The organism is Tateyamaria pelophila, from assembly GCF_019966495.1.
Lineage (GTDB): Bacteria > Pseudomonadota > Alphaproteobacteria > Rhodobacterales > Rhodobacteraceae > Tateyamaria > Tateyamaria pelophila.
The window spans coordinates 100,845-126,123 of sequence record NZ_JAIMIA010000001.1 but is presented as its reverse complement, the minus strand read 5'-3'; the positions used below and the strand labels follow the sequence as shown (position 1 = coordinate 126,123).

The 25,279-nt window shown below is 61.0% G+C and carries 23 protein-coding genes; 5 read left to right on the top strand and 18 right to left on the bottom strand.

Going from position 1 to position 25,279, the window contains the following annotated elements; all coding sequences use genetic code 11:
- Positions 1-115 precede the first annotated feature (115 nt).
- A complete protein-coding gene (locus tag LC354_RS00610) occupies positions 116-895 on the top strand; it encodes an IclR family transcriptional regulator (protein WP_223420837.1) in 780 nt (259 codons plus the stop codon).
- A gap of 1 nt (position 896) precedes the next feature.
- On the opposite strand, the gene LC354_RS00605 is transcribed toward LC354_RS00610, so the two are convergent.
- The 8 genes from LC354_RS00605 to LC354_RS00570 are packed head-to-tail and all read right to left on the bottom strand — an operon-like array spanning position 897 to position 8,690.
- Entirely contained in the window at positions 897-1,595 is a 699-nt protein-coding gene (locus tag LC354_RS00605) for an aspartate/glutamate racemase family protein (protein WP_223420836.1), read from the bottom strand.
- Positions 1,556-2,869, bottom strand: a complete 1,314-nt coding sequence (locus LC354_RS00600) for a TRAP transporter large permease (RefSeq protein WP_223420835.1) — start codon at positions 2,867-2,869, stop codon at positions 1,556-1,558. The genes LC354_RS00605 and LC354_RS00600 overlap by 40 nt, the downstream gene beginning before the upstream one ends.
- On the bottom strand, positions 2,866-3,579 hold the full coding sequence (locus LC354_RS00595) for a TRAP transporter small permease (protein WP_223420834.1): 714 nt from the start codon (positions 3,577-3,579) through the stop codon (positions 2,866-2,868). Before LC354_RS00595 ends, LC354_RS00600 begins: the two co-directional genes overlap by 4 nt.
- A 54-nt stretch (positions 3,580-3,633) precedes the next feature.
- Complete coding sequence (locus tag LC354_RS00590) at positions 3,634-4,611, bottom strand: TRAP transporter substrate-binding protein (RefSeq protein WP_223420833.1); 978 nt, start codon at positions 4,609-4,611, stop codon at positions 3,634-3,636.
- Between the two features lie 26 nt (positions 4,612-4,637).
- Positions 4,638-5,888: an NAD(P)/FAD-dependent oxidoreductase gene (locus LC354_RS00585; protein WP_223420832.1), complete on the bottom strand. Its 1,251-nt coding sequence runs from the start codon at positions 5,886-5,888 to the stop codon at positions 4,638-4,640.
- 41 nt (positions 5,889-5,929) lie between these two features.
- Positions 5,930-6,598, bottom strand: coding sequence for a GntR family transcriptional regulator (locus tag LC354_RS00580; RefSeq protein ID WP_223420831.1), 669 nt, complete (start codon positions 6,596-6,598; stop codon positions 5,930-5,932).
- Positions 6,595-7,611, bottom strand: a complete 1,017-nt coding sequence (locus LC354_RS00575) for a Gfo/Idh/MocA family protein (protein WP_223420830.1) — start codon at positions 7,609-7,611, stop codon at positions 6,595-6,597. Before LC354_RS00575 ends, LC354_RS00580 begins: the two co-directional genes overlap by 4 nt.
- A complete protein-coding gene (locus LC354_RS00570) occupies positions 7,608-8,690 on the bottom strand; it encodes an isocitrate/isopropylmalate dehydrogenase family protein (protein WP_223420829.1) in 1,083 nt (360 codons plus the stop codon). Before LC354_RS00570 ends, LC354_RS00575 begins: the two co-directional genes overlap by 4 nt.
- A gap of 135 nt (positions 8,691-8,825) precedes the next feature.
- Between LC354_RS00570 and LC354_RS00565 the strand changes: the two genes are divergently transcribed.
- The 3 genes from LC354_RS00565 (at position 8,826) to LC354_RS00555 (ending at position 11,244) form a co-directional block, all read left to right on the top strand.
- On the top strand, positions 8,826-9,119 hold the full coding sequence (locus LC354_RS00565) for a putative quinol monooxygenase (protein ID WP_223420828.1): 294 nt from the start codon (positions 8,826-8,828) through the stop codon (positions 9,117-9,119).
- On the top strand, positions 9,116-9,913 hold the full coding sequence (locus tag LC354_RS00560; protein WP_223420827.1) for an N-acyl homoserine lactonase family protein: 798 nt from the start codon (positions 9,116-9,118) through the stop codon (positions 9,911-9,913). The genes LC354_RS00565 and LC354_RS00560 overlap by 4 nt, the downstream gene beginning before the upstream one ends.
- Positions 9,914-10,149: 236 nt before the next feature.
- The gene (locus LC354_RS00555) at positions 10,150-11,244 is read left to right on the top strand and encodes a patatin-like phospholipase family protein (protein WP_223420826.1); all 1,095 of its coding nucleotides are present in this window, start codon (positions 10,150-10,152) and stop codon (positions 11,242-11,244) included.
- An 85-nt stretch (positions 11,245-11,329) separates the two neighbouring features.
- Here the strand turns inward: LC354_RS00555 and LC354_RS00550 are convergent, their stop codons facing one another.
- The 10 genes from LC354_RS00550 to LC354_RS00505 form a co-directional block, all read right to left on the bottom strand.
- Positions 11,330-11,650 (bottom strand): hypothetical protein, encoded by a 321-nt coding sequence (locus LC354_RS00550; RefSeq protein WP_223420825.1) that lies wholly within the window; start codon positions 11,648-11,650, stop codon positions 11,330-11,332.
- Positions 11,651-11,887: 237 nt separating this feature from the next.
- Entirely contained in the window at positions 11,888-12,850 is a 963-nt protein-coding gene (locus tag LC354_RS00545; RefSeq protein ID WP_223420824.1) for an ABC transporter ATP-binding protein, read from the bottom strand.
- Positions 12,850-13,830, bottom strand: a complete 981-nt coding sequence (locus tag LC354_RS00540; protein WP_223420823.1) for an ABC transporter ATP-binding protein — start codon at positions 13,828-13,830, stop codon at positions 12,850-12,852. The genes LC354_RS00545 and LC354_RS00540 overlap by 1 nt, the downstream gene beginning before the upstream one ends.
- A gap of 106 nt (positions 13,831-13,936) precedes the next feature.
- Positions 13,937-14,890 (bottom strand): ABC transporter permease, encoded by a 954-nt coding sequence (locus LC354_RS00535; RefSeq protein WP_223420822.1) that lies wholly within the window; start codon positions 14,888-14,890, stop codon positions 13,937-13,939.
- Positions 14,890-15,870 carry an ABC transporter permease gene (locus tag LC354_RS00530; RefSeq protein ID WP_223420821.1) on the bottom strand — a complete coding sequence of 327 codons (981 nt, stop codon included), beginning with the start codon at positions 15,868-15,870 and terminating at the stop codon, positions 14,890-14,892. The genes LC354_RS00535 and LC354_RS00530 overlap by 1 nt, the downstream gene beginning before the upstream one ends.
- A gap of 50 nt (positions 15,871-15,920) precedes the next feature.
- Positions 15,921-17,480, bottom strand: coding sequence for an ABC transporter substrate-binding protein (locus LC354_RS00525; RefSeq protein ID WP_223420820.1), 1,560 nt, complete (start codon positions 17,478-17,480; stop codon positions 15,921-15,923).
- Positions 17,481-17,619: 139 nt separating this feature from the next.
- Positions 17,620-19,197, bottom strand: coding sequence for an ABC transporter substrate-binding protein (locus LC354_RS00520; protein WP_223420819.1), 1,578 nt, complete (start codon positions 19,195-19,197; stop codon positions 17,620-17,622).
- 262 nt (positions 19,198-19,459) lie between these two features.
- A complete protein-coding gene (locus tag LC354_RS00515) occupies positions 19,460-19,978 on the bottom strand; it encodes a GNAT family N-acetyltransferase (protein WP_223420818.1) in 519 nt (172 codons plus the stop codon).
- A gap of 226 nt (positions 19,979-20,204) precedes the next feature.
- Positions 20,205-23,339 carry an efflux RND transporter permease subunit gene (locus LC354_RS00510; protein WP_317849258.1) on the bottom strand — a complete coding sequence of 1,045 codons (3,135 nt, stop codon included), beginning with the start codon at positions 23,337-23,339 and terminating at the stop codon, positions 20,205-20,207.
- Positions 23,336-24,502, bottom strand: coding sequence for an efflux RND transporter periplasmic adaptor subunit (locus LC354_RS00505; protein WP_223420817.1), 1,167 nt, complete (start codon positions 24,500-24,502; stop codon positions 23,336-23,338). The genes LC354_RS00510 and LC354_RS00505 overlap by 4 nt, the downstream gene beginning before the upstream one ends.
- A 109-nt stretch (positions 24,503-24,611) precedes the next feature.
- Between LC354_RS00505 and LC354_RS00500 the strand changes: the two genes are divergently transcribed.
- Complete coding sequence (locus LC354_RS00500; RefSeq protein ID WP_223420816.1) at positions 24,612-25,220, top strand: TetR/AcrR family transcriptional regulator; 609 nt, start codon at positions 24,612-24,614, stop codon at positions 25,218-25,220.
- The last annotated feature ends 59 nt before the right edge of the window (positions 25,221-25,279 follow it).

The window sequence follows — 25,279 nt, the reverse complement described above, 5'->3', positions numbered from 1 at the left end:
GTTCCATATTTGCGGCTGCTGCGCTATTTATCTGGGCGCGTTGATTGCTGTGTTGCGCTTTGTCGCGTTCGTGCCGCAATTGGGACCGACGCTCCTACCAAGTTGGTAAAACACCATGCCTGACGATCATCTCTCCCGCAAAGCCCCCCAAATTCCCACCAATCTGCGTTTGCTGTTGGTGATGGAGGAAGTGGCCAGGCGGGGGGTGGCGGTCAAGCCGACGGATCTGATCGACGCACTGGGGCTGCCAAAGCCGACGGTGCATCGACTTTTGCAGACCGCCGAAACAGAAGGGTTCCTGCAACGCGACCTGGACGGGCGCTCCTTTGGGCCAGGTCCGCGGCTCCGGGCGCTGGCCGTCAGCACGGTCTCGTCCGAGCATCTGCGCACGGCACGGCTGACGATCATGCGCGGCCTGGCCGAACAGATCGGCGAAACCTGCAATCTTGCGACGCCGGACCGCGAGGGGATGACCTATCTGGACCGGGTCGAAACCGAATGGCCGCTGCAGATTCAACTGCCCATCGGCACTCAGGTGCCGTTCCACTGCACCGCAAGTGGCAAGATGTACCTGTCGACATTGCGTCCGCATATCTTGCGCTCGGTCTTGACCGGGCGGCCGCTGGACAAAAAGACGGAGCGGACGCTGACCGATATCGACGCGCTTCAGGCTGAGTTGGAAATGACCCGCACCCGCGGCTACTCGACGGATAACGAAGAATTCATGACCGGTATGGCCGCGCTTGCCGTGCCGGTGAAGGACGCACAGGGCAAGCTGTTGGCGACCCTGTCGGTGCACGCACCCGTTCAGCGCAGCAGCCTGCTTGATATGATGGACTGGCTGCCGGCGTTGCGCCAATGCTCTGCCGAATTGACCCAACTGCATTCGGAATAGATCACAGGAACACAGGGCGCACCGTGCCGGGTCGCAGTGCTTCGATCTCGGTCAGGATATCCACGATCTGTCCTGTGAACATATCGCGGATGGCGGCCTTGTAGGGCGGCAGATTGGTACATTCGAGCAGTAAGGTCTGGCACTTCGCGGCGACGTGATCTTTAACCAGAGCGGCGATCTCTTCTGCCGCCCGCCGTTGATCCAATGCGCAAGCATCCAGCTCAATCACCTGCTTTAAATGCATGTCAGCGTTCAAGCCAAAAACCTGTGTTTCATGTCCTCTGAGGATATCTCCGTGCCCTGCAATCAGCTTGTTCGCATCAAAGGTTAGGACCGCAATCGCGCCGCCCAGGCAGGCCAGTCCCGGCAAGGCCATCAGGGCGGAGGCGACAACCGGGCGCGTCGTCTGCGCCTGAAGCTGTGTCTGCCAGTGCGCCAGAAACCCGCAAGAGGTGGTGATAACGTCGCCCCGTGCGCGGCGCACGGCCTCCTCAAAGGGCGTGATATTGACCGATCCGGGATCCCCGGTGACGATACGACCAACCGAGGCTGCAGGAATGCGTATGAACTCGACCTCGGCCAAATACGTGTCGGCGCTGGCCACATCCCCCGGAACACGTGGGAAATGCGTGTCGAGTTGCAGAACCGTCAGGGCGGGCCTCATCCGGGGCCCGACGCCCGGATGTTGTCCGGCAGCCATGTTGCAAGCTCCGGCCAGATCACGAGGATGATCACCATCAGCAGCATGAGCAGAACCATGGGGATCGCGACCTTGGAGATATAGGAAATCTCGTGCTTGGTCATGCCTTGGAGTACAAAAAGGTTGAAGCCAATGGGCGGCGTCACCTGCGCCATCTCGACCACCACAACGATGAAGATGCCGAACCAGATCACGTCGATACCGGCCTGACGGATCATCGGCTCGACGATGGCCATGGTCAGCACCACGGATGAAATCCCATCGAGGAACATACCGAGGATGATGTAGAACACCGTCAGCGCCGCGATCAATGTGATCGGCGACAGGTTCATCTCATCAATGGCCGCCGCCAACGCACGCGGCAAGCCGGTAAAGCCCATCGCCAGCGACAAGAACGCAGCCCCCATCAGGATCAGCGCAATCATGGCCGAAGTCCGCGTGGCCCCCATCAGCGAGGCAAAGAACGCCTGCGGTGTCAGAGATCGTTGGAACATCGCCAGGGTCAGCGATCCGAGCACACCCACGGCCGCAGCCTCAGTCGCAGTGGCCCAGCCGAAATACATCGACCCGATGACGGCAAAGACCAGCAGCAGCACGGGCACCAGAAAGCGGCTTTCGGCCAGCATCGCGCCGAATGACATGCTGGGTTCCGGCTCTGGCCGCTCGTGGGGGCGAATGAAATGCCAGCCCACAATATAGCTGGCAAAGAGCGCGGCAAGCACAAGGCCGGGGATGATGCCCGCCATGAACAGCTCGATGATGCTCTCGTTGATCGACACGCCATAGACGATCAGCGTGAGCGAAGGTGGGATCATCAGGCCCAGCGTCGCCGCCCCGGCCAGTGTGCCGATGATCATGTATTCGGGATAGCCGCGCGCGCGCAATTCCGGAATCGACATCTTGCCAACAGTGGTCAGAGTGGCCGCCGAGGATCCAGACACGGCGGCAAAGATCGTACAGCCCGCGATATTGGTGTGCAGTAACCCTCCGGGCAGCCAGCGCATCCAGGGCGCAAGGCCGCGAAACATGTCTTGGCTGAGGCGCGTACGATACAGGATCTCGCCCATCCAGATGAACAGGGGCAGGGCGGTCAGGGTCCAACTGCTGGCCCCGGTCCAGATTGTGGTGATCATGGCGTCGCCCGCGGGGCGCGTGGTGAACAGTTCCATCCCGACCCACGCAACCCCCATCAGGGCAAGGCCGACCCAGATGGACGATCCCAGCAGGGCAAAGAGGACAAAGAGAAAGACGATTGTTGCGTAGGCTTCGGTCATTCCACGGCCTCCCCCTGGATCGGGTTTTCACCGGTTGCGAGCATCCGGCAGAGCGTGTCCCAGAGCGCGATGGCCAACAGGATGGTGCCGATGGACATGGCAAGTTGCGGCACCCAGACGGGGGTATAGATCAGTTCGGATGAGGCTTCTGACATCGCCGCCCCCCACTCGCGCGGCGCGCGCGAGGGCAGGCTCAGCAAAGTGACGACCCATTCGGGGATCTGATCCTGCCCTTGTGTGCGGTCATTCAGCATTTCGGAAAAGACATTGGTCTTGACCGCGTAGCGCGCGAAATAGGTGGCGATGACAGCGGCCCCAAAGACGGCGAACACATCGAGCCAGCGATTGAGGAAGCGGTTGGCATTGAGCAGGATCGACACCCGGATATGCGCGCCGCGCGTCATGGCATGGGACAGGGCAAAAAAGGACGTCGCCGCCATCGCATAGCCTGCGAATTCCGTGGTGCCGGGCAGGGCGATCCCGGCCCAGCGGGCAATCATCCCCGCCACGATTAGCCCAAGAATCGTGACCATGAAACAGGCCGCCACAGCGCCCGAGGCCAGATACAGACCGTCAAGTACCCGCCATAACGGCCGAAGCACGCGCACCGCCCGTGGCCCAAGCCACCAACAGATCAAGGCGACGAGGCTTGGAAAGATAAACAGCCACACCCAAAGAGGCAGACCCAGCACCGGGGACCAGTCACGCATTCATGTGGCTCCTGAAAGCAAAAGGGGCGGCACGTTGGCCGCCCCGTCAAGGTATCAGTTGGCGTTGTAGGCGTCGATGATGGCCTGACCGGGCGCGCCGGCACTTTCCAGCCATTCTGCCGTCATCTTGGCGCCTATGGTTTCCAGCTCTGTCAGAAACTCGGGGCTCGCATCTGCCACGGTCATGCCGTTCTTTGCCAACTCATCAAAGTAGAAGTTGGCCAGTTCTTCGGACTTTGCGGCGCAGGACGCTGCCGTCTCGTCCGCGGCCCTCTGGATCGCCGCCCGGGTTTCATCGTCGAGTCCTTCCCAGACTTGCGTATTGACCATGACATAGTTGCGCGGCAGCCACGCGTTGACCTTGTAGTAGTGGCTCAGGTGTTCCCACACCTTGCGGTCATAGCCCGTTGAACCCGAGGAGATAAACGCAGATGCGACGCCGGTGGCCAAAGCCTGGCTCAGTTCCGCCGCTTCGATCTGCACCGGGATCATGCCCAACTCTTCGGCAAAGGTCGCCGTGGCCGAGTTATAGCTGCGGAATTTGATGCCCTGGGTGTCGGCGGATGATCCGACTTCCTTGTTGAAATAGAACCCCTGACCCGGCCATGGGCAGGTATACAGTGCCACAAGGTTCAGGTCGGCCAGTTGCGCGTTCACGCTGTCGCGGGCGGCTTCCCACAGTTTGGCGTTGTCGGCATAGCTTGTCGCGATGAAAGGCAGGTTGTCCCAGCCCAGCAGTGGGGCTTCATTGGCATGGGCCGACATGAACCGCTCACCGATAGGCACTTGGCCGGTCTGGACCGCGCGTTTGATGTCGCCGCCCCCAAAGAGCGAGCCGCCCGGATGCACGGTGATGTTGATGGCGCCATCGGTGTATTCACGCACCCGGTCGGCAAAGGCCACGCCTTCTTCCGAATGATAGTTTGTGGCCGCATAGGCCATGGGCATGTCCCAGTTCTGAGCATGGCTGTCGGCAAAGGCCGTGGTGGCGGTCAACGCCAAGGCGATGCCTGTCTTCATAGCATATGTCATGATAGCTCCCGGTTGGTTGCGCCCCTTTATCGGGCTTGGTGTTTTGCTGGATCAAAAGGCGCAAGGTCAATGTTGGGCCGTACACCTGATATCAGGTCCGCGATCAACCGACCCGTTTTGGGTCCACCTGTCAAGCCGACGTGTTGATGGCCGAATGCACTGTAGCTGAGACCAAGGTCGTCGTTCGCCCCGATAACGGGCAGGCTGTCGGCGGGTGCAGGACGGTGGCCCATCCACTCATCGATGCGCTCGTAGGTGACGCTCGGCAGCAAGGCCGCGACCTGCCGTTTCAGCAGCGCAAAGGGAGCGGAACTTGGCCCGTTTTCCAACCCGCCGAGCTCCACCACGCCGGCGGCACGGATGCGCCCGTCCATCGGGGTGATGACAAACTTGCCCGCTGCGACCATCATCGGCGCGCGCGGCATCGCCGACGGATTGACCAGTTCGATGTGATAGCCCCGCTCGCTTTCGAACGGAACCTTGACGCCCAGCTTGTGCGCGATCTTTTTCGACCAGGGGCCAAGGGCGAACACAATGGCATCGGCGCGCATTGGCCCGTCATCGGTGTCCAGCGCTGTGATCTGGCCATTTTCCATCTGAATGTCGGTGATGGCGGTGATATGCAACGTGCCGCCCTGATCCACAAAATGCTCAGCCAACGCTTTGACATAGGCACCGGGGTCTGAGATACGACCGTGCTCCTTGCACCGCACCACCGTTTCAAACGCATCGCCAAAGATGGGGTCGAATTGGGCGTAATCCGCGCCGCTGACGACCTTATAGCGGACACCCACCGCATCGCGTTTGCCCCAGCCATAGCTGTCGGCCTCGAACGCGGCACGGGTGGTGTAGCCAAAGCAATAGTCGTCGTCCGATACGAATCGTTCCGCAGGCGTGCCCGCCGCCAAGGCGTGGTGCTGGGCCGCACTGTCGGCCAAAAGGGTGCTCATCGCCTGAACGTAGTGATCGACGTGGGCGTCGGTGGCATAGCTCATGTACTTGCTCAGAAACGGAAGCAGCTTGGGCAGGTAGGACCACCGCAGAAAAAGCGGCGCGTCGCGGTCCAGCAGCATACCCGGTGCCTTGCGCATCAATCCCGGCACAGTGACCGGCACGACGGCGCCAGCGGCCAGAACGCCCGCGTTCCCGTGGCTCGTGCCGGAGGCGGGCCCTTGCCGATCCACAACGGTTACCTTATGGCCCGCCCGCTGCAACCAGATCGCGCAGGAAATGCCGACGATGCCCGCACCGGCCACCAGAATGTGCTTTTGAGTCATAGGGAAAGCCAACGGCATTTTCGAGCGCTTCGCAAGGGGTGTCAGAGCCCGTGAAGCTGATGCTTTTCCAAAAGCGCGACCAGCATATCGCGGGCCTGCCTCCGATGTGTGTGATGGATATCGTGCGCCGTTTTCGCATCACCGGCCGCGATCGCTTGGTAGACCGCCCTGTGATCGTCGTTGGACTGGACCGGTTTGGGGCGCATGAAGAGCGTCGTGGAGCGCGCCCGCCGCACCTGATCGCGCATCACGGAGACGATCATCGACAGCCGGGCATTGCGGCCCAACCGCACCAGTTCGCGGTGAAACCGGTCGTCTGCCTGCGCCCAGGCGCGCAAATCATCGTTGGCCAGTGCTGTATCCATGTCATTGATCGTCGACGCCAAAGTGGCAAGGTCCGCGCGCGAATACCTGGCTTCGGCAGCGCGGGCGGCTGCGAGGCTCTCGAGCTCGGTCAGGATGTCGTAAATATCGCGCATGTCTTGCGCCGACACCGGGGCGATCCGAAGTCCGCGCCGTGGTCGCAATTCGACCAGCCCCTGCGCGCGCAATGTCAGCGCCGCTTCACGTACCGGCGTGCGTGACATGCCAAGCCGTTCCGCCAGTTCCGTCTCCAGATGGTCCGAGCCGGGGGCCAATTCACCGGAAAAGATCATCTGACGCAGCTCCGATGTGGCACGGTCAACGCTTGAAATGGCCTGTTCCATCATGATCTCCCCACGGCGATTTTGCGCCCCTCGCTGGCCGACGCATAGATCGCATCCTTGATGGCAATGACATCCAGATAGGCATGTGCTTCATTTTCGAGCGCTGTGCCATTTTCCATGGCTGCAATCACATGCGATTGCAGGGCGTGAACGCAATCACCGCCGAACCCGTCCCATGTGTCGGGGGACAGGATTTGAGTCTCGGCGCTCTCGCCAAACCCCCGCCGCGTCACCGCCCCGTCGCCGTAGAGGGTCAACACGCCTTCGGTCCCTTCGATCTGGGCCTCGCCCATGGTGCGCCGCAGATTGTCGGCCACATGATCCAGATGTCGGTTGCCATCGAAAAGCGCCCGCACCGGGCCGTGATCAAAGATCACGTGGCCTGCGTCCTCACCCGCGATGGCTGGATTGATGCGCCGCAGATCCGCATAGACCGCCTGTGCCGGACCAAAGAGAAACCGGAATGTATCGATCCAGTGTACGGCCGTTTCATGTATCAAAAACCGGGGCATTTGCTGAAAGTACGGCTGCCGGTCCAGATAGGCGCGCGGGCCTTGCCCATCGCCGGGCCGCAACCGAAAGGTGGCATTCAGGACCTCACCAATACGCCCTGCGTCCAGTTCGGATTTGAGGGTGCGGTACCACGGTTGAAAGCGAAAGTTTTCGTGCACGATCAGGGTGGCCTCGGCAGCTTGCGCTTCAGCCACGATTTGCCGGGCTTCCTCCAAATCCATGCAAAAGGGCTTTTGACAGATGATCCACTTCAGGCCCGCAGCCAGAGCGGTTCGGATCGTAGCGGCGTGGGCCGGCGGCGGGAGGATGATATCCAGCAGGTCGGGCTGTGTTTCGGTCAGCATGGTCCGAAGGTCGCCATAAGCAGGCAAGCCCGTCGCCTTTGCGCGGGCGAGATCGGTGTCGCAGGCGCCCACAAGTGCCACGTCACCCATCCGCGCCCAACTGCCATAGTGGAACTGGCTGAAATACCCGGCCCCGACGCAGGCGACACGAACCGTCATGCCAATGCGGCCCGGATGGATGCAGCCACCTCGGCAGTGCTGGCCGTCCCGCCCAGATCACGGGTCAGCGTCTGGCCTTTCGCCACAACCGCGTCCACAGCGGCCCGCAGCCTGTTGCCATCCGCCTTCATTTGCGCGACGTCATGTTTGTCACCCAGCCAGTCCAGCATCATTGCGGCCGACAGGATCATCGCCATCGGATTTGCCACGCCCTTGCCCGCAATATCGGGGGCCGAGCCATGGCAGGGTTGGAACACCGCATGATCGTGGCCGATATCTGCGGACGGGGCGAGGCCAAGCCCGCCCATCAACCCAGCGCCCAGATCGGACAGAATGTCGCCAAACATGTTCTCGGTCACCATCACGTCAAATTCCCAAGGCTTTTCCACCATCCACAGGGCGGTGGCGTCCACATAGGCGTGGGTGGCCTCGATCTCAGGATGCCTGGCGGCTTCGGCGTCGAACATCTCGCGGAAAAAGGCAAAGGCGCGGAACACGTTGGCCTTGTCGACACAGGTGACCTTGCCGGGGCTGCGCCCGGAGGTTTGACGCGCCTTGGCCAGATCGAAGGCAAAGCGAAACAGCGGTTCGGAAATTGCGCGGGTGATGCGCAGGGTTTCGCGCGCCTCATCCGCCTCGACCTCGCCGCAGCCTTGGGTATAGAACAACCCTTCGGTACTTTCGCGGATCAGGACAAAGTCGATGGATTGCCCCCCGGCCAAGGCCAGCGGCGTGGGCTGGCCGGGGCGCACGGTGACGGGCCGGACGCCTGCGAACAAGGTCAGCGCCTTGCGCAGGTCAATCTGTGGTGAAATTTCGGTACCATCGGGATAGCGCACATCCGGTAGCCCCATCGCCGACAGCAATATGGCGTCAGCGCTGCGGGCGGCGTCCATCGAGGCGGCGGGAAAGCTTTCTCCGGTTTGCGCGTAATGTGCGGCACCGGCAGGTGCATCGACGAAATTCAGCCCATACCCACCCGCAGCCGCCATGTCGCGCAGGATTTCGAGGGTGGGGGACATGATCTCCGGCCCGATCCCGTCGCCTTGGAAGACTGCGATTTCAAATGAATTTTGCATGGCGAAGGCCTCCTTTGGCCGTAATGTACGTCAAAGCGACTCGCTTTCCGTATCTGTTTATGTATACGTTAATGGATACGTTTGTAAATTCCCTGTCTCCGTATCGGTGCGCAGGGCCCAAGGGAGAGACCAAAGATGCCTTATGCCGTGACCGTTGTTTTTGACATCAAACCGGGCAAAATGGATGATTTCATGACCCATATCCTGAACAATGCCCGGTGCTCGGTGCGGGATGAGCCGGGCTGCCGCCAATTCGATGTCTGCACCGATCCAGAACAGCCGAACACGGTTTTCCTGTATGAGTTGTACGACGATCTGGCCGCTTTTGAAGCTCACCAAACCATGCCGCATTACAAAGCCACCGGCCCCAAGGTCGCCGATCTGGTGGCGGACAAGACATTGCGCACGTTTGCCCAAGTCGACAGATGAGCGACTGGGAAGTCTATGCAATCAAATACGCCGACCGGGATGCCCGGACCCGGCGCGACAGCTTTATCTTTGACGACAATCACGATGCCCCGCACGCCATGGACTATTTCATGTGGCTGATCCGGGGGCCGGGCCGGGTGATCCTGGTGGACACCGGCTATGATGCGCAGGAGGGGCGCGCGCGCGGCAGGCCGATCCGCCTTGATCCGGTGGAGGCACTGAAACCCTTTGACCTGTCGCCTGAAGACGTGACCGAGATCATCGTGACGCACCTGCATTATGACCATGCGGGCGGGTTGCACCTTTTTCCCAATGCAGCCCTGCATCTGCAGGCGGCCGAGATGGCCTATGCCACGGGGCCATGCATGTGCCATGACACGTTGCGGATGCCGTTTACTGCGGGCCACATCTGCGAGGCGATCAAGCGGCTTTATTCCGGCAAGGTCATCTTTCACGACGGTGATGCACAGATTGCCGATGGGCTGACGGTGCATTGCATCGGGGGCCACAGTCGCGGCTTGCAGGCGGTGCGGGTGCGCACGCAGGCGGGCTGGATGGTGCTCGCCTCGGACGCGGCGCATTATTACGAAAACTTCGTGGCCCGCAAACCGTTCCCTATTGTGGTGGATTTGCAGGATATGCTCGACGGATTCGAAACATTGCGGAACCTGGCCAGCGCGCCTGCATTGATCGTGCCGGGCCACGATCCGCTGGTGCGAACGTATTTCGACCGGGCAATGGCCGATCACATCTATCGTCTTGATACCGGACCCGTGCGCGACATCCCCATGTAAACCAAGGGCGCGATCAGGCCATGCGTTGGTGTGATCGCCAGCCGTATGGACTAGCTGCCAGGCGCTTCGGTCTGCAAATGTGATCGGTGTATGAGGCATATTTCGAACTGCATCCTGCACCCTAAACAGGCGTCACAGGGCACTTGGCCCGTGATTGTAAATCAAATCGTTGATAATCGACCCACTGTCCGCGCATAACGGTGGTAAAGCATTGCGCGCCCAGAGGAGGACAGACCATGTCCAGGACAAGCGGTCGCGCTCAGCGGCATGAGAAATCGATCAACCTTGCCCTTCAAGGGGGCGGCTCGCACGGGGCGTTCACATGGGGCGTGCTCGACCGCTTGTTCGAAGAAGACAAGCTGTGGATCGAGGCAATCAGCGGTACCTCCGCGGGGGCGATGAACGCCGTGGTGGCCGCGCAGGGGATGTATGACGATGGGGCCCAAGGGGCGCGCGAGGCGCTGGACGCGTTCTGGCGCGCCGTCAGCCGGGCCGGTCAGTCCAGCCCGATCAAACGGACCCCGCTCGATGTGATGCTCGGAACGTGGTCGCTCGACAGATCACCGGGTTATGCGATGATGGACATCATGAGCCGGATGGCGTCCCCGTACGATCTGAACCCGCTTGACCTGAATCCGCTGCGCGATGTGGTCGACGATTTCATTGATTTTGAAAAGGTACGGAACTGCGTCGATCTGGGGCTTTTCATCGCGGCCACCAATGTTGAAACGGGCCGTGCGCGGGTGTTTCGCCGCGAAGACCTGACGCTGGATGTGGTGATGGCCTCCGCCTGCCTGCCCAGCATGTTCAAAGCGGTCGAAATTGACGGCGTGCCCTATTGGGACGGCGGCTATATGGGTAATCCGGTGCTCTTTCCGTTCATCGATCACTCGCCGTCCTCGGATATCGTCATTGTTCAGATCAACCCGCTGGAGCGGCCCGGCACACCACGCTCGGCGCGTGATATCCAGAACCGACTGGGAGAGATCACCTTCAACGCCTCCTTGTTCCGGGATCTCAGGACGATCGACCTGATCCACCGTCTGATCGAGGAAGGCGCCCTGACAGAGGACGAATACCGTGTGATGAACATGCACATGATCGATGGATGCAATGACATGCTGGCACTGGATGCATCATCGAAAGTGAATTCGGAATGGGCTTTTCTGATCCACCTGCGCGATTTGGGCCGAGAACATGCAGACCGCTGGCTGGGGGCGAATTTCGACAAGATCGAAGTGGAAAGCACGCTCGACCTCAGGGCGCTCTTTGCCGAGATTGATAACGTGGCGCAGGGAGAATGCGTCGAGCTGAGATCCCGCAAGATGTAGAGTTCAGGCGCACTGTCGGGAAATTTCCAGCAGCGCTGCCGCCTGCATTCAATAAATCGATCACCCGCGGAAGAGTGGCGGCGCGCTATTGCGATGCAAACTCACGGGTTTTGCCTGCCGCACGCAAGTCCTCGATGGTTTTCCCGACGCAATCTCCCTGGATCATGGTCTCGGCGGGCTCAACAACGCCTGTTGCGTCGACCAGTGCCACCCCACCATTGAGACCGGAGTATTCGGCGGACCCGTCAGGTTGGATCCTTGAAAGATAGATAAAGGTTGTCCGGTCCCCGACCGAACACAACAATGCGGCGGGAAGGTCGGTCGTTTCCGCCGCGTAAGAGCCCGTCGGCACGATCGCGCAAGCCATGATGGATGCGGCAGACAATAGGGTTATTCTGAATGACATTATTAAAACTCCTGCTGGCATTTCGTGTCCAGAGCATTGCCTGTACGATATCTTGAAGTTGGCTGTGCTGCGCACACGGCGGTCTTTTGCTCTTGTTCCGAATGTACGCGCGTGGTTGATCCGTCCGATTTGGGTATTGGGTTACACAGAGAGGCGGTACACGGACTTTGTCCATGTTTGTGACATAGAGCAAGACTAACGCTGCCGTGTCCAGACCCGAAACGGAGTGTCACTATCCTACTCGGCGAAATGGCACGCCACCCGTGCGCCGCGCACGGCACGCAATTCCGGTCGGGTGGTGCGGCACAGATCGGTCGCCAGAGGACAGCGGGGATTGTACGCACATCCGGGCGGTGGATTGATCGGATCGGGGATTTCGCCTGTCGGAGGCGGCACGTCGCGGCCAAAGGCCCCCAGTTGCGGGGCGGCGGCCAGCAACATCTGGGTGTAGGGGTGTTTGGGATCGTCAAAAAGCGCATCTGGGTCCGCTTCTTCGACCAAACGCCCCAAATAGAGCACTCCAATCCGGTCGGCCATGTGCTGCACCACCGTCAAATCGTGGCTGATGAACAGATAGGTGAGGCCAAACTCGTCCTTCAGATCACTCATCAGGTTCAGCACCTGCGCCTGCACCGAGACGTCCAGTGCGCTGGTCGGTTCGTCACAGACGATCAGCTTGGGTTCAGATGCCAAAGCGCGGGCGATACAAATGCGTTGCCGCTGTCCACCCGAGAATTCATGGGGGAACTTGCCTGCATCGCGGGCAGAGAGGCCAACCTGTTCCAGCAGCTTTTCGGCCATCCCGGTCGTTTCTCCGCCCCGCGCGGCGACTGGCTCCACGATGATATCACGCACACGCCAGCGCGGGTTGAGCGAGGCGAACGGATCCTGAAAGATCATCTGGATATCGGCGCGTACGTCGTCGACTTTTTGCGCATCTGTTTCGCGGGTCAGATCAACGCCCCTGATCTCGACGGCGCCTGTCGATGGGCTCAGCAAGCCAACCAGCATCTTGCCGATGGTCGATTTGCCCGATCCGGACTCGCCCACAAGCGCGTAGACCGTCTTCTCCTCAATCTCGAACGAGACGTCGGAAACGGCGGTCAAAAGCGCCTTGGGTTTGCGTTCGATCACGCGGTTCAGCCATGGCTTTGACACGTCAAAGATCCGGGTGAGGTGACGGACAGAGACAAGCGCCATCACGCAACCTCTTCGCGGGACAGGGGGAAGAAACAGGCGGCGCGGCCTGCGCCGTCTTCGATATGTGGGCCCGGGTCCTGACGACACACGGCCTGTACTTTGGGGCAGCGCGGGCTGAAGGCGCAGCCCGGAGGCAGCGCATCCAACCGGGGCATCGCACCGGGGATCTGGTGCAGCCGCGCCTTGCCACGCGAGGCCAGTGGGGTCGAACCCATGAGCCCGTCGGTATAAGGGTGCAGCGGGGCAGTCAGCACGTCGCGCACTGGCCCAAGCTCTGCCAGCTTGCCTGCATACATCACGGCCACGCGGTCGGCGGCTTCGGCAATCACGCCCATGTCGTGGGTGATCAGCATCACGGCTGTGCCCCGATCCCGGCAGAGCCTTTTGAGCAGCGCAATGATTTGCGCCTGAACGGAAACATCAAGGGCCGTGGTCGGCTCATCTGCGATGATCAGGCTGGGTTCGGCACAAAGGGCCAGCGCGATTACCACCCGCTGTCGCATCCCGCCCGAAAATTCGTGAGGATAGCTGCCGACACGCTCGGCAGCTCCGGGGATGCCAACCTCCTCCAAGGCTGCCACGGCGCGTTTATCCGCCTCGGCGCGCGAGATGTCGAGATGCGCCAGCATCGTCTCGGTCAACTGGTCTCCGATCCTGAGCAGTGGGTTGAGCGAGGTCAGGGGGTCCTGAAACACCATCCCGATCTCTTTGCCGCGCAGCTTGCGCATGGCGTCGCCCTGAAGTTGATCAACGCGCCTGCCGTTCACATGAATTTCGCCCTTGGAGATATGGGCCGGGGGGCTGAGCAGGCCAATGACAGCGTTGCCCGCCATGGACTTGCCCGCGCCCGATTCACCCACAACGCCGAGGATTTCACCTGCGGTGATGTCGTAGGACACCCCGTCGACTGGGCGCAGAATGCCGTGGCGCGTGGGAATTTCGACGGTGAGGTCGCGGATGGAGAGGATGGGTTTTGTCATGTTCAAATCTTACAATCGTGGGGCGCGCATGCCAGACATCCGATGCCCGTCATCGCATCGTCGCCCACATCTCGTGGAGCGCGACATTCAGCGATATAGCACGCCATCACCGCAGCCTCGGGTTCAGCGCGTCGCGCAGCCAGTCGCCCAGCAGGTTCACACCCAGCGCCAACGTCAGCAGGGTGACGGCCGGAAAGAGCAAAATCCACCATTCGCCGGAAAAGAGGAAGCCTTGGCCGATGCGGATGAGGGTGCCCAGCGAGGGTTGGGTGGGCGGTGCGCCGACACCGAGGAAACTGAGCGTCGCTTCGGCGATGATCGCAAGCGCCAGTGAAATGGTCGCGATCACCAGAACAGGGCTCAGCACGTTGGGCAGGATGTGGCGCAGCATGATGGCGGGGCTGGTGCGGCCAATCAGACGGGCGGCTTGCACGTATTCCTTGTTCTTTTCCACCAATGTGGCACCGCGCACGACGCGGGCGAATTGCACCCAGTCCGACAGGCCAATCGCGATGATCAGGACCCAGATTGCCATCTGGTCGCGGTATTCGACCGGGGTAACCCCCTTGGCAATGCCAAAGATCAACATCGCCACGAGGATCGCAGGGAAGGTCAGTTGCACGTCGGCCACGCGCATGATGATCGTCTCGGTCCAGCCGCCCACATAGCCTGCCAGCAAGCCCAGCGTTATCCCCAGGACCATGGCAAAGGCGACAGCCGCCGCACCCACAAACAGCGATATCCGCATGCCGTACAGGATGGTGGAAAACACATCGCGGCCCTGATCGTCCGTGCCCAGCCAGAACGTTTCGCCGGTAAAGGCATTCGGCGTCATCGGTGCGGAAAACCCGTTCATCAGGTTGAGCGAACTGGGGTCAAACGGATCATGGGGCGCGATCAGCGGCGCGAAGATGGCACTGAGGATCAGGATCGAAACGACGACGAAACTGACCACGGCGACGGGTGAGCGTTTGAACTGGTAGAAAAAGTCGCTTTGCAGTGCGAGCTGCAAGCGGGAGGGGTCTTTGACGGGTACCTCCGGCAAGGATGTATCGGCCATCAGTGTCCTCCTGTCCGGTCGGCGCGCAGGCGCGGATCAATAGCGAAATAAAGCAGGTCAACAATCAGGTTGATGCCCACGAACATTACGGAAATCAGCATCAGATAGGCGGCCATTACCGGGATATCGACGAACTGGATCGCGTTGATAAAGAGCAGCCCGACGCCCGGCCACTGGAAGACGGTTTCGGTGATGATTGCAAAGGCGATGATGCTGCCCAGTTGCAGACCGGTGACAGTGATCACCGGCACCAGCGTGTTTTTCAGAGCATGGTGAAAGTTGACGGCGCGTTCTTTCAGCCCACGGGCGCGGGCAAAGCGGATGTAGTCCTGGCGCAGGACTTCCAGCATTTCGGAACGCACCAGTCGCATGATCAGCGTCATCTGATAGAGGCCCAGAGTGATGGAGGGCAGGATCAGCGCCTTGAGACCGGATTCCGTGAGGAACCCGGTGGACCAGCCGCCTATTTTAACGGTCTCCCCCCGTCCGAAACTGGGCAGCCAGCCCAGTTCGACCGAGAACAGGTAGATCAATAATATCCCGATCAGAAATGTGGGAAGGGATACGCCGATGAGGGACACCGACATGATCGCATTGGCTGCAAACCCGTTGCGCCGGATGGCGGTAAACACGCCCAGAGCGATCCCGAGCGAGATGGCGAGAAACCCGCTGACCGCCGCCAGTTCCAGTGTGGCCGGCGCGCGCTCCATCAGGATCTCCGACACAGGGCGACCCTGGCGATAGCTGACGCCGAAATTGCCTTGTACGGCACTTTCGAGGAACTTGTAATATTGCACCACAAAGGGCTGATCGAGACCGAGGACCACGCGCAACCGATCGATATCGGCCTGTGTGCGTTCCTGACCGAGCATGTTGTCGATCGGATCGCCCACAAAGCGGAACATGGAGAAGGCAACCAGCCCCACGACCAGCAGGACGAGGGCGGATTGCGCAACGCGTTGGATGACATATGCGAGCATTGTGGCGGTTCCCCAAGGGTGCAGGGCGGATTGAAATCCGCCTTACAGGCTTAGTTGACGGTGACCCAGCGCAGGATGAAGAAGTTATCCGGGCGTTGCGTCAGATCGACGTTTGACTTGGCGCCCCACACGAGCGGCTGCACGTACATGGGCACATAGGCAACTTCGTCTTGCAGGATCCGGGTGACTTCGTCCAGCATCGCCTGACGTTCGGTGTCGTCGATCTCGGATTGGATCATGGGCAGCAATTCATCGACACGGGCGTTCGAATAGCCGCCGAAGTTCCAGCTGCCCAGCTTTTGTTCCTCGTTGGGTGTGGCCGCCAGAAAGCGGATCGGGTGCTCGGCGTCGAAGGTGCCGGGCGACCAGCCCAGAAGGTACATGTCGTAGTTGTCGGCGCGCAGTTCGGGCCAGTAGTTCTGCACCGGCATGGCATCGAGCACCGCCGTGATCCCGACTTGCGCCAGCATGCCCGTGATCGCCTGACAGACGGCTTCGTCGTTGAGGTACCTGTCGTTGGGGCATTTGAGGCCAAAGGAAAAGCCATCTGCATACCCTGCCTCGGCCAGCAGCGCCTTGGCCGCTTCGACATCATAGGCGGGACGATCCGCAAGGGCCGCGGAAAAACCGCGCATGGCGGGGCTGACCAACTGGCTCGCGGGTTCGGCATTGCCGCGCATGATCGTTTGCAGGATGGCGGGCACGTTGACCGCATGGGCGACGGCTTGGCGCACGCGCGCATCTGCAAAGGGGTTCGCATCGGTAGTTTCGGCGGAATATTTCAGCGCGTCGGCCTCATGCGGGAAGCCCAGCATGATCACGCGCGCCTCGATCCCCTGAATGACCTTGACCGCATCATTGCCCGCTAGTCGGGCGGCATCCTGTATCGGCACCGGATTGATCAGGTCGACGTCACCCGACAGCAGGGCGGCAACGGCGGTGGCCGGGTTCTGGATCGGGGTCAGTTCGGCGCGGGTGATGTTATGCTCGGCCGTGTCCCACCAGCCTTCAAAGGGCTCAAGCAGGGTGCGCAGGCCCGGCTCTCGGGCGGTAACGCGGAAGGCGCCGGTGCCGTTGGTGTTGAGCGTCGCGTAGTTGCCGGACTCCTTGTCGGGCAGGGTGGCGTTATTGTCTGCGGCCCAGCCACTGTCCATCATCATCCAGTTGGCGATGCTGTCGGGAAAGATCGGATTGGGCGCGGTGGTCATGATATCAACGGTGTAATCGTCCACCACGACCACATCAGAGACGGGCGCAAACCAGCTGCGCGTGTCGGAGGATTCGTCACTGGCACGTTGGTACGAAAACAGCACGTCTTGGGCGTCGAACGCCTGTCCGTCATGGAACGTCACGCCTTCGCGCAGCGTGAACCGCCAGCCTTCGCCCGCGCCAATCGGTTCCCAACTCGTGGCGAGTGCAGGCTCAATCGACATGTCTTTGCCCCGACGTACAAGGCCTTCGTAGACATTGTTCAGAAAGCCCAGAACCGGGGAGGAGTTCACCGCGTGCGGGTCCATCGTTTGTGGGTCGGTGGTTTCGGCCCAGCGGAATTCCTCGGCAAAGGCGGGGGCGGCAAGCAGCGTGGTCGCAAGCAAAGTGGCGCGGATCATGGCAGCGGTCCTCGGGTGAGTTTTGGTCATAGGCGACAAGAGATACACCAATTATCAGCTGTATCGCGCCCGACGTTTTCGTGAAAGGCAATCGGGCCGCCGCAAATGCCGCCGCGGCCCGATCAGGATCGGTTCGGGATCAGTTCATCGTCATGTATTTGACCTTGGGCTGGTCTTCGGGGTCAACGTCGATGCCGACGCCTTCACCCATGCCCCAGTTCAGAACCTGGTGGTGCAGCGGGATATACAGCGCCTCGTCCTGCACGGTCCGCCAGATGCTGGCGATGTCGGCGTTGCGTGCTTCAAGGTCGGTGTTGGAGGCCAGCGATTTGATTTTGGCGTCCAGATCGGCATCAGAGAACCCCGTGCCGTTCCACGTGCCGATGTCCGATTCGCGTGTATGGACAAGGAAGTTGAACACATATTCGGAATCGTAGGTCGGAACGCCCCAGCCCAACATGTAGAAGTCGGTCTTGCCGTCGGTGATCAGCGGGAAATGCTGCGCCTTGGGCTTGGCGTCCAGATTCACATTCACGCCGATCTGGCTGAGCATGCCCACGGCGGCCTGACAGATCGCCTCGTCGTTGATGTAGCGGTCGTTGGGGCAGTCCAGACGGATTGTGAACCCGTCGGGGTAGCCCGCTTCGGCCATCAGCGCCTTGGCACCTTCGATGTCGGTCACGGATTCGGCATCCATCTCGGCGGTCCAGCCGTTCACGAAGGGCGGGGCGATCATGCCCGCGGGCTGGGACTGGCCGCGCATGACGATCTGTTTGATCGCATCGCGGTTCATCGCCATCGACATCGCCTTGCGCACGCGCACATCCGCCAACGGGTTCTTGCCGTCGACATTGTCGGCCTCGATATCGTCCGGGCCCTGGTTCATCCCGAAAAAGATCACGCGGTTTTGCGGGGCCTGCTTGACCACCAGACCTTCGCTTGCATTGACCCGTTCAAGATCCTGTACGGGCATGTCCTGAAGGAAGTTCACCTCGCCCGACAGCAGGGCGGCCACGCGGGTCGCGGCGTTCTGGATCGGGGTATAGACGATCTCGGTCACTTCCAGTGGGAACTGATCGATGCCCCAGTAGTTCTCGTTTTTTGTCATGACGGTTTTCACGTCAGGCTCGCGGCTGGTCAGAACATAGGGCCCCGTGCCGTTGGCGTTGGTGGTGGCATAGGTAATCTCGCCGCCCTCAAAGTCCTGCACGTTTGTCGTGTTGTTCGCCTCGGCCCAGCCCTTGTCCATGATGAACAGGTTCGTCAGGTTGCTGGGCAGGATCGGGTTGGGGCCGTCTGTGACCATCTCGATAGTGAAATCATCCACCGCGCGCACTTCGGTGATCGAGCCGATCAGCTCTTTCATGTCCGAATTGGGCTGCTTGGCGCGCTCGAAGCTGAACACGACGTCCTCGGCGGTGAACGCCTCGCCGCCGTGAAAGGTTACGCCCTCGCGCAGTTTGAAGACCCAGACGTTCGGATCGCCTTCCTTGGGAGCCCATTCGGTGGCCAGCGCAGGCTCGAATGCGCCCGTGGTGTCCCGAATGATGAGGGGTTCGTACATCTGGTGGCGGACCGTATGCGTGGGCCCTTCGTTCTGGGCGTGCGGATCAAGTGTCAGGGCATCGCCTGCGCGCGCCCAATTCAGGGTTTCGGCGCTGACGAGGGCGGTGCTCGACAAAAGTACGGCTGCGGATAGAAGTGTTGTTGTTTTCATTTTTGATTTCCCTGTTGTCGTTCTGGCGCGGAGTGTTGGGTATGCCGGGCCGATTGGCAAGCAGGTAGACGGCGAACACAGCCAACTTGTTCCGCGTAAGGGTGATAAAACAAGAATGCAGCATGTTTGAAGTCAATATCGACAGTGGCGTGCCGCGTCATCGAAGCCAGGTCAGGGCGCACCCGTACCCAAGTATGTTTTTGGATTTCAAATGGTCGCAGCGCTGAGCGGGCACAAAATCCTGAACCGTCATGTCGTGCGACTACACGAGCGAGCGCTCCATGAAATAGACTTTGTTGCGCCATGCATCCGGGAACCCCTCGGGTTGCGGCATAGAGACGAAACCGGCGCTCTCATACATGGCGCGTGCATGGGTCAAAAACGTTGCCGATGAGAAGAACACGGTTTCATATCCATCAGCCACCATCTGTTCAAACATGGCGTCGAGCATTTGACGCCCAACCCCATGGCCCCGGCCCGCGGTGCTCACAAACATTCGATTGAATTCAGCGATACCCGGACTTGCTTCGCTGTACATGACACATCCGGCAGGGATCCCGTCCACAGAGGCGATGAGGATGCCGCCACGCGGTCGTTTATGGAGCTTCGGTAGATCCTCAAGGATGGCCTGAAACCTTTCGGGATCCATCGGATGATCGGCTCCTGTCGGCCAATCGGCGGGGTAGTTTTCCCAATGCCATTCCAGCCACTCTTGGCAGAGTGCGCGCGCCGCGCCGACATCCTTGTCATCGCGCGCCAGTCGCACCAGAATTTCCGTCATTGCCCCACCCTTGTGAAAAGGAACCCCGGCAAACCGTCCCGTCATCTCTGCATGAAGTCAAGAGAGTGGGCACCATTCTGGTGGATGTTGGATTGGTCGGCCCCAAACCATCGCAAAGTCTTTTGAGCGTTGATCAGCACGCCGCGCAGCAAGACGCCGTTTCTTGCTTCTTTGGCAGAAGCTGCCTCTTGCGGGCCCTTGTTTTCGGACGATCGCCCGCCCGGGATTATTCCGCCGCGTGCTGATAGGAGGGGCGCAACAGGAACGGCGCATCGGATGTCTCTGCTTGTGGAGTGCGTTGGCGCACGCGGTGGATCAGGGCAAAGAGCGGCGGAGTGAAGTAAAACGACACCACGGTCGATAACAGCACGCCTCCCGCGACCGACATCGCAAACGGTGGCCAGAACCCGCCCCCGGCAAGGATCAGCGGCAGGAACCCTCCGAACGTGGTGATCGTCGTGGATACGATATGGCGGCTCGATCCCATGACCACATCCACCATCGCCTGCTTGTCGCCGCTTGCGGCGGCATCGTCCTCTTGCAGTCCCGACAGAATGATGATCGCCGCGTTGATTGACACCCCGATGGATCCGATGACCCCGATGATCGCATTGATCCCGAAAGGGTACTGGAATACCGCGAGCGCGAGCAGGCTCAGCCCTGCACTCAGGCCTGCGACAACCAATGTGACCACGGTCAACCGGAACGAGTTGAACGTCAGCGCAATGGCCGCAATCGACAGAGTCACGATCAGGCCAAGCGAGGCCAGAAGATCGCTCAGCGTATCGGCGCGCGCATCGCTGTCACCGCCCACTTCAAGCCTGTAGCCCGGTGGCAGATCAAAGCCTGCGGCGTCCAGTGCGGCCCGCACCTGGCCCAGGGCTTCTTCGGGCAGCACATCGCGCAGGATAAAGCCTTGGACGGTATTGACCCGTTCGCCGTTGCGCCGTGTGATCGTGCTGGCCGCCGGTGTCAGGTCGATGGTCGAGATCGCAGACAAGGGCAGGGCGGGCCAGCGGCCTTCAGCGGCCAGTGCGGCGGCATCCGGGCGCAGGATCGGCAGATCGCGAATTGCCTGAATGGAGCTGCGCGTCGCATCCCCCAGTCGGACGCGTATGGGTAACTCTTCGGCGCCTTCTACCATGGAGCCGCCTATGACCCCTTCAAGCCCGGCCTGCAACTGACCTGCGATCTGACCCAGATCGAGGCCGAGCAGCTGGGCCTGTGCTTCGTCAATGGTGACGACGGCCTTGGGCGCGCCCCCGCCAATGGTGCTGCGGGCCACGACGACGCTGTCGGTACTGGCCACGATCCGGCGAGCTTCGTCCCCGAGGGTGCGCAGGGTGCCTACGTCGGGGCCGACGATCCGCAATTCGACCGGTGCCGCGACGGGTGGTCCCTGCACCAGTCCGCGCACGAGAATTTCCGCGTCGGGCGCGGTTTGAGCCAATGTCGCCTGAAGTTCGCGCAACACGGCTTCGGTGGCTTGCGGCGAGGTGGTCGTCAGTAGTGCCTGCGCGTGGCCGGGCGCATTTTCACGATCCCCGACGATGTTGTAGTAGAAGGCGGGCGCGGAACGGCCCACCACCCACATCATTTGCGTGATCCGCGCGTCTTGGCCCAAATGGTCGTTCAATCGGGCGACCACATTCTGCGTTGCGGCGATGCCGGTGCCGGGAGCCAGATTGACCTCGATATAAAACTGATCCCGGTCCACGCCGGGGAAGAACTGTGCCGTGAGGGTTGGCAGGCTCAGAAAGCCCATGATGGGCAGGACAAGCGACAGCGCAATCGACCGCACCGGGTTTTGCACCGCCCACCGCAGGCTGGCGGCGAAGGCGCGCCCCAAAACACCGGCTTTAATCCCGCCACGCACACCACCCGCAGGCAGCAGGTGCCCTGCGACGGCAGGGGTCAGCGTGATCGCCACGACAAAGGACCACGCCAGCATGATGACCACAGCAATCGCGATGGAGCCGACGAAATCGCCGGCAGGCCCCGGCAACAGGATAAGCGGCGTGAAGGACAGGGCCGTGGTGATGGTCGACGCCAACAATGGCGCAAAGAGGCGTTTGACCGACTGGCGCACCGCCTGTATCCGGCTGAGCCCGCGTTCGAGCCGTTGACCGACCTCGTCCGTCATGACGATACCCGCGTCCACCAACAGGCCCAGTGCCACGATCAAACCGGTCACGGACATCTGATGGATCGCGAGGCCGATGAAATTCATCGTGAACAAAGTGGCCAGCGTCACAACAGGCAGGATGAGCGCGACAATCAAGGCAGAGCGCAAGCCAAGGGTCAAAAGCAGCACGCCCACCACAAGACTGACGCCGATCGCCATGTTCAGGCCAACTTCGGCCAGCCGGTCGGCGGTATAGCCGCTTTGATCAAAGGCCAGATCAAGTGAGACCCCAACCGGCACATCACGCTGATAGTCTGCGATCACATCGCGCACGAACCCCGCCCAGACATCCACCTGAAGGCCGGATTCCAACTTGGCACCCAGCAAGACGGCAGGCTTCCCGTTGTAGATCGCCAGTTCGGAGGATGGCATCTGCGGTCCGCGCGTGATCTCTGCGACCTGAGACAGGTAGGTGACGGCGCCGGTGTCAGACTGGCGGATCACGATCTCGCGCAACCGGTCAAGCGCCTCGACCTCGCCCGCGACCGATATCAACAAATCCGACCCGTTCGGGCGCACCCGCCCCGCAGGGCCCTTGGCGTCGGCCTGGGCGATGGTGTTGGAAATATCGGCAGCCGTCAGTCCCAAGGCTGCCGTTGCGACCGGATCGAGGGTCACCAGAACTTCGTCCTTTGGCGCGCCGAACATGTCGACCAATTCGGTGCCGGGGATGTTGCGCAAATCCTGTGCCAGATCCCGCGCATAGCGGCCAAGGATCGTGCTGGGCACGTCCGGCGACGCGCTGAACGCGGCAATGGCCGCGAATGCCCCCGTACCATCGGTGTCAAATTCAGGCTCCAGCGCGTCGGCGGGCAGGGTAGGGGCGAGGGCGGACAGATCATTCCGGATTTCGGCCCAGACCTCTTCGATCCGGTCGTCGGGAATTGTCACGCTCAGTTCCACCGAGACAATCGAGATGCCCGTAGACGAGGCCGAAGAGATCACATCGACCTCTGCCACTTCGCGCAATACATCTTCGATCTCGGACGTTACGAGGGCTTCGACCCGGGCGGGATCGGCGCCGGGCACCGCCGTGGTCACGGTGCCGAAGAGGTTGGTGATCGTTGGATCTTCTTGTCGGCCAATGGCCAGCAGGGAGGACAGACCCGCCGCGATAATGACCAGCAGGGCCAGTGCGACGATCCGGGGTTGGCGAAAGGTGAGGCTCTCCATCATTCGGCATCCGCAAGGCGCACGACACTGCCGGGCACAAGCCGGTGGGTGCCATCGGGTAGGATCAAGACTTCGCCGTCCAATGTGCCGCGCACATACGCGATGTCGTTTTCGATATGGAGGATTTCGACCGCAGCAGCCTGCGCGACAAGTGTGTCCTCATTCTCAGGTGTCAGAACAATGACGGTCCAGAGCCCTCGTACCCCATCGCGCAGCGCAGTCAGGGGAACGGCGTATCCAGCCATGTCCTGCGTGGTTTCCAACGTCAGCGTTCCTGCCGCGAGATAGACCGGATCATCGGTTTCCAGCTCAAACAGAGCGGTGCGCGTGCGCGTCTGCGGATCCAGATCTGACCGCAATCCTGCGAATTGCGCCGGGTATGGCACTCCGCCAATGGTGATAACCGACCGGGCGTCCTGGAGCACAGGGGCTAGCTTGGGATCAATGCCAACGCGAAAGGTTGGCGCTGTGCCCTTGCGGACGTCCACGATCGGGGTGCCGGGGCTGACAATGGCACCGGGATCTACAAACCGCGCGCCGATGACACCGTCAAAGGGGGCCAGCAGGTCGGTTTGTGACAGGCGTACGTCGACTTGGGTGATGGCAGCGTCCACTTCGGCCATCTGCGCCTTGATGGCGGTCAGGCCGAGGGCCACATTGTCCACCGCCTGATCCGAGGCAAAGCCCCGGTTGCGCAATTGGGACTGGCGTTCGCTGGTACGGCGCGACAGTTCCGCCTGCGCCTCCAGGGCGTCGCGGGACGCTTTGAGGCGGGCGCGTTCCGTCATCAATATGCGCGTGTCCAGCTTGGCCAGCACCTGCCCCTGTGTGACGCGATCGCCTTCGTCCACATTCAGAACGTTCAGGCGACCGCTCTGCTCGAACCCGAGATCGACGGTTTGGGCGGCTTCGACCTGCCCATGAAAGGCGCGCGTGGTGACCACTGTCGATGATGGTGCGATCCTCAGCGCCGAAACGGTCGTGATGGCTGCAGGCGGGGGCGCGTCAACGGCGGCTGCGCGGGTGGCAAGCGTGGTACTTCCCAGCCAGATGGCGCCGGCGGCCAGTGCGATCACCGCCACGGTTCCTGTGAGTGTGGCCAGACGACGCAGTGCTTTTTTCCAAAATGGCGTCGAGACGTTGGGGTCTTGCTGGGGTAATGTCATCGTCGACTCCGTGAGGCGCAGTGAAAAATCATAAAGTTAGTGGTGCTTACTCTTGTATTCAGAGATATGTAATAACCACTTACTTTGGCAAGGCTAAGAGGCGAAAAAAGTGAAGCAGGCACCACATCAGACAGATCGCGCCCCGTATCATCACGGCGATTTGCGTGCGCATCTTATTGAAACTGTGCGGCTTTTGGTCGAGGAAAAAGGCGCGGACGGGTTTTCAATTTCCGAAGCCGCGCGGCGCGCGGGTGTCAGTTCGGCGGCACCTTACAAGCATTTTGACGATCGAAACGAGATCGTACGCGCCGTTGCGCTGGGGGGAATCGAGCGGATGCGGCAGCAGATGGACGACGCCGCGCAGGCCGCGACAGGCGATGAAATGGCGGCAATCACGGCCTTGGGCATGTGCTACGCCGCCTTCGCACGGCGTGAACCGGGCGTGTTTCGGTTGATGTTCGGGCTGACAAAGGGCCACGAAGAAGACCCGGAATTACAGGCGCGAGGGGACGCCTGTTTTGACGTGGTCAAGCGCGAGGTGCGCGCCGTCATGCCGCCGGGCACTCCGGAGGCAGAGATTGAGCGGCGGGGATACATGCTGCACATGTTCGTGCATGGCCACGCCTTTCTGGAGATCGATGCCAAACATGATCTGAACCTTACTACGGAACAGGAAGAGGCGATGATGTCGGATATTTCGCACCGGCTGATGCGCTAGGCGCGGTCCTGTCTTTACGCACTCTGAATCATCTGATTGGTCCAGAAAACGCCATCGCT

What these genes read in the sequence shown, in the direction of transcription:
- LC354_RS00585 (WP_223420832.1), bottom strand. Translation starts at nt 5,888, where the DNA reads ATGACTCAAAAGCACATTCTGGTGGCCGGTGCGGGCATCGTCGGCATT.
- LC354_RS00515 (WP_223420818.1), bottom strand. Translation starts at nt 19,978, where the DNA reads ATGACGGAAATTCTGGTGCGACTGGCGCGCGATGACAAGGATGTCGGC.
- LC354_RS00600 (WP_223420835.1), bottom strand. Translation starts at nt 2,869, where the DNA reads ATGACCGAAGCCTACGCAACAATCGTCTTTCTCTTTGTCCTCTTTGCC.
- LC354_RS00610 (WP_223420837.1), top strand. Translation starts at nt 116, where the DNA reads ATGCCTGACGATCATCTCTCCCGCAAAGCCCCCCAAATTCCCACCAAT.
- LC354_RS00540 (WP_223420823.1), bottom strand. Translation starts at nt 13,830, where the DNA reads ATGACAAAACCCATCCTCTCCATCCGCGACCTCACCGTCGAAATTCCC.
- LC354_RS00565 (WP_223420828.1), top strand. Translation starts at nt 8,826, where the DNA reads ATGCCTTATGCCGTGACCGTTGTTTTTGACATCAAACCGGGCAAAATG.
- LC354_RS00535 (WP_223420822.1), bottom strand. Translation starts at nt 14,890, where the DNA reads ATGGCCGATACATCCTTGCCGGAGGTACCCGTCAAAGACCCCTCCCGC.
- LC354_RS00590 (WP_223420833.1), bottom strand. Translation starts at nt 4,611, where the DNA reads ATGACATATGCTATGAAGACAGGCATCGCCTTGGCGTTGACCGCCACC.
- LC354_RS00560 (WP_223420827.1), top strand. Translation starts at nt 9,116, where the DNA reads ATGAGCGACTGGGAAGTCTATGCAATCAAATACGCCGACCGGGATGCC.
- LC354_RS00525 (WP_223420820.1), bottom strand. Translation starts at nt 17,480, where the DNA reads ATGATCCGCGCCACTTTGCTTGCGACCACGCTGCTTGCCGCCCCCGCC.
- LC354_RS00530 (WP_223420821.1), bottom strand. Translation starts at nt 15,870, where the DNA reads ATGCTCGCATATGTCATCCAACGCGTTGCGCAATCCGCCCTCGTCCTG.
- LC354_RS00595 (WP_223420834.1), bottom strand. Translation starts at nt 3,579, where the DNA reads ATGCGTGACTGGTCCCCGGTGCTGGGTCTGCCTCTTTGGGTGTGGCTG.
- LC354_RS00605 (WP_223420836.1), bottom strand. Translation starts at nt 1,595, where the DNA reads ATGGCTGCCGGACAACATCCGGGCGTCGGGCCCCGGATGAGGCCCGCC.
- LC354_RS00570 (WP_223420829.1), bottom strand. Translation starts at nt 8,690, where the DNA reads ATGCAAAATTCATTTGAAATCGCAGTCTTCCAAGGCGACGGGATCGGG.
- LC354_RS00550 (WP_223420825.1), bottom strand. Translation starts at nt 11,650, where the DNA reads ATGTCATTCAGAATAACCCTATTGTCTGCCGCATCCATCATGGCTTGC.
- LC354_RS00580 (WP_223420831.1), bottom strand. Translation starts at nt 6,598, where the DNA reads ATGATGGAACAGGCCATTTCAAGCGTTGACCGTGCCACATCGGAGCTG.
- LC354_RS00510 (WP_317849258.1), bottom strand. Translation starts at nt 23,339, where the DNA reads ATGATGGAGAGCCTCACCTTTCGCCAACCCCGGATCGTCGCACTGGCC.
- LC354_RS00520 (WP_223420819.1), bottom strand. Translation starts at nt 19,197, where the DNA reads ATGAAAACAACAACACTTCTATCCGCAGCCGTACTTTTGTCGAGCACC.
- LC354_RS00545 (WP_223420824.1), bottom strand. Translation starts at nt 12,850, where the DNA reads ATGGCGCTTGTCTCTGTCCGTCACCTCACCCGGATCTTTGACGTGTCA.
- LC354_RS00505 (WP_223420817.1), bottom strand. Translation starts at nt 24,502, where the DNA reads ATGACATTACCCCAGCAAGACCCCAACGTCTCGACGCCATTTTGGAAA.
- LC354_RS00555 (WP_223420826.1), top strand. Translation starts at nt 10,150, where the DNA reads ATGTCCAGGACAAGCGGTCGCGCTCAGCGGCATGAGAAATCGATCAAC.
- LC354_RS00575 (WP_223420830.1), bottom strand. Translation starts at nt 7,611, where the DNA reads ATGACGGTTCGTGTCGCCTGCGTCGGGGCCGGGTATTTCAGCCAGTTC.